3 protein-coding genes and 1 pseudogene are annotated in these 2,522 nt (G+C 72.5%); 1 reads left to right on the plus strand and 3 read right to left on the minus strand.

Going from position 1 to position 2,522, the window contains the following annotated elements:
* A partial coding sequence (locus G3I65_RS20100) for an MFS transporter (protein ID WP_160697475.1) occupies nt 1-242 on the minus strand: 242 nt, incomplete at its 3' end.
* 75 nt (nt 243-317) lie between these two features.
* On the opposite strand from G3I65_RS20100, the gene G3I65_RS20105 reads away from it, so the two are divergent.
* A complete protein-coding gene (locus G3I65_RS20105) occupies nt 318-842 on the plus strand; it encodes a transcriptional regulator (RefSeq protein WP_160697476.1) in 525 nt (174 codons plus the stop codon).
* A gap of 429 nt (nt 843-1,271) precedes the next feature.
* On the opposite strand, the gene G3I65_RS20110 is transcribed toward G3I65_RS20105, so the two are convergent.
* On the minus strand, nt 1,272-2,042 hold the full coding sequence (locus G3I65_RS20110) for a hypothetical protein (RefSeq protein WP_160697477.1): 771 nt from the start codon (nt 2,040-2,042) through the stop codon (nt 1,272-1,274).
* A 106-nt stretch (nt 2,043-2,148) separates the two neighbouring features.
* Nucleotides 2,149-2,522, minus strand: a pseudogene (locus G3I65_RS20115) (glycoside hydrolase family 3 protein); the annotation flags it as partial.

Raw genomic sequence — 2,522 nt, forward strand, 5'->3', positions numbered from 1 at the left:
AGCCCGCCGCGCAGGACGTTCGCGCCGAGCATCGCGCGGCGCCGGTCGAGCCGGTCGACGAGCGCGCCGGCGGGCAGCGCGAACAGCAGCCACGGGACGCTGAAGGCGAACGCGAGCCCCGCGACCAGCGCCGGAGAGCGCGTGTAGCCGACCGCGACCAGCGGCAGCGCGACCTTGAGGACGCCGTCGGCGAGGCTCGACAGCCCCGCGGCGGTCCACAGCCGCCAGAAGGTCCGGTGCATCAATCGAGGATCGCACATCGATGGGCTTTTCTCCATCGATGTGAGCTTTCCCCATCGATCGACTACGCTGCGTCCATGAACGAGCCCCGTCGACGACGGCCGGCGACGCCGGAGGAAGCGAAGGCCCTCGGCCACCCCCTGCGGCTGCGCATCATGCGGCTGTGCCTGGTCGACGAGCTGACGAACAAGCAGCTGGCCGACCGCCTCGACCGCGACCCCGGCACGGTCCTGCACCACGTCCGGCAGCTGGTTGCCGCCGGCCTCCTGCACCCGGCCCCGGTCCGCACGGGCCCGAGCGGCGCGCTCGAGAAGCCCTACCGCGCCGACAACGAGACGTGGTGGCTGGACGGTCCGCTGTCGACCGCCGACCCGGCGACGCGGTTCGCGCCGATCGAGATCTTCCAGGAGGAGTTGGCGGCGGCGGGCCCGGATTCGGTGGCGGTGCACGAGAAGTTCCTGCTGCATTTGTCCGCCGATGAGGTCGAGGAGCTTGATCGGCGGATCTTGGCGGTGCTGGACGAGTACGTGGCGACCGACCACGAGCGCCGGGATCGGCCGGCCGTGGGCGGGATCTTCGTGCTGCATCACTTGAAGCCCTGATCTGAGGCTGGGTGGGTCGGCCGCCGGCCGGACCACGGTTGCCCGCACCCGGTCCAGCCGCAAAGCGACGCGCCTCCGCCAACGCGAGCCGCCTGGCCGGGTCGGGAGCGCCGGATTCGCGGCCCCGACGATGGCGGCCCGCCAGCCGCCCAGCAGCACACCCCCGCCAACGCGAGCCGCCGAGCCAGGTCGGCAGCGCCGGATTCGCGGCCCCGACGATGGCGGCCCGCCAGCAGCCAACCGCCCAGCAACACACTGCGCCAACGCGAGCGCCGGGCCAGCTCGGCATCACCGGGTTCCCGGCCCCGCGATCGACCCACCTGCCGGGGCGGGAGCCAAGCGCCACAAACGCGAAGCGCCCCCTGCCCGGGGGAGGTGGGCAGGGGGCGGGTGCCCGGCCGAGGATGGGGGCCGGGCCTTCGCGTCACGTCAGTGGTTCACCTTGAACCACGGCTGGGCCCAGCCGAGGTAGGTCTGGCCCCACTTGCTCTTGATCTGGGCGATCGTGGTCTGGGTGTAGGTGCCCGCGCCGTTGATGTCGTTCGACAGGAAGTAGCCGCCGCCGATGGAGATCATCGTGTGGCCCGCGCCGCCGTTGGAGAAGAACGCCAGGCCGCCGGCCGGGACGTCCGTGCTGTTCGGGTGCTTGTACGTGCTGGGGATCTGGGTCCAGTGCACGTACGCCGTGGTCGAGCCGCTCGCCGAGAAGCCGTAGTTCTGGGCGTTGATGCGGTCGCACCAGCCGTCGTAGGAGGCGTCGTAGTTCGTGTGGATCCGCGACTTCGCCTTCGTGACCGCCTGGGCGCAGGTGTTCGGGTCGTTCAGGCCCGACGTCGAGCACGCGGTGGCCGGCGGGGTCGGCACGTCGGTGCAGTCCGGCGCGATGCGGCCGTCGGAGCCGGTGTAGACGTAGGTGTCGGTGATGTAGCCGCCCGGGATGTGGTCCCAGATGTTGCTCGTGCCGTACTTGCCGGTGACCGTCTCGCCCGTCGTCTGGCAGTCGATCGCGACGGCGGTGCCGTCGGCGACCGTGCCGGTCGAGGTCGCGCCGGTGCTCGGGGCCGAGCGCACGGTCAGCGGCGCGCCGGAGTCGGTGTGCACCGTGCCCGTCGCCGCCAGCGCCGGCGTGGCGCCGGCCAGCACGATCGCCGCGGCGGTGCCGACCACGGCCGCCGTCCGCTTCCCGATCCGAATTCTCATTTGTCCGTCCTCCAGGTTCCGGTGTGCCCCCACGATGGCGGCCGCCGGTACAAGGCCCGTACAAACGCGCACACCGGGTCCTGGAGATACGGCAAACAGGACGAATTCAGGCCAGGTACTCGGCCGCCGCCCGCAGGCTCACGGCGGAGCCGCTGAACGTGTCGATGCGCGGGCCGTCCCCGTCCGACGGCCCCGGTGCCCCGGTCTCGACGCGGATGTAGTCCACAGTGGACAGCGCGGCCAGCAGCTCACGCACCCGCGGGTGCCGGTGCGCCTCCCGGGTCACCACGACGACGCTGCGGAAGTCCCGCGCCGCCGCCAGCACCGCCTCGACGTCGTCGGGCGTCGCCGTCATCGCCCGGGTGCCCGGCACCAGCTCGGCCAGGTGCGCGCCGAGGCCCCACGGCATCGGACCGGCCGCGATGGTCGGCTCGGTCTGGACGTCGACCACCAGCGGCGGCCCGGCCAAGCTCGGCGAGC

This window comes from Amycolatopsis sp. SID8362, assembly GCF_010550475.1.
Lineage (GTDB): Bacteria > Actinomycetota > Actinomycetes > Mycobacteriales > Pseudonocardiaceae > Amycolatopsis > Amycolatopsis eburnea.

Coding starts and splice junctions, on each gene's coding strand:
- G3I65_RS20105 (WP_160697476.1), top strand. CDS start 318: ATGAACGAGCCCCGTCGACGACGGCCGGCGACGCCGGAGGAAGCGAAG.
- G3I65_RS20110 (WP_160697477.1), bottom strand. CDS start 2,042: ATGAGAATTCGGATCGGGAAGCGGACGGCGGCCGTGGTCGGCACCGCC.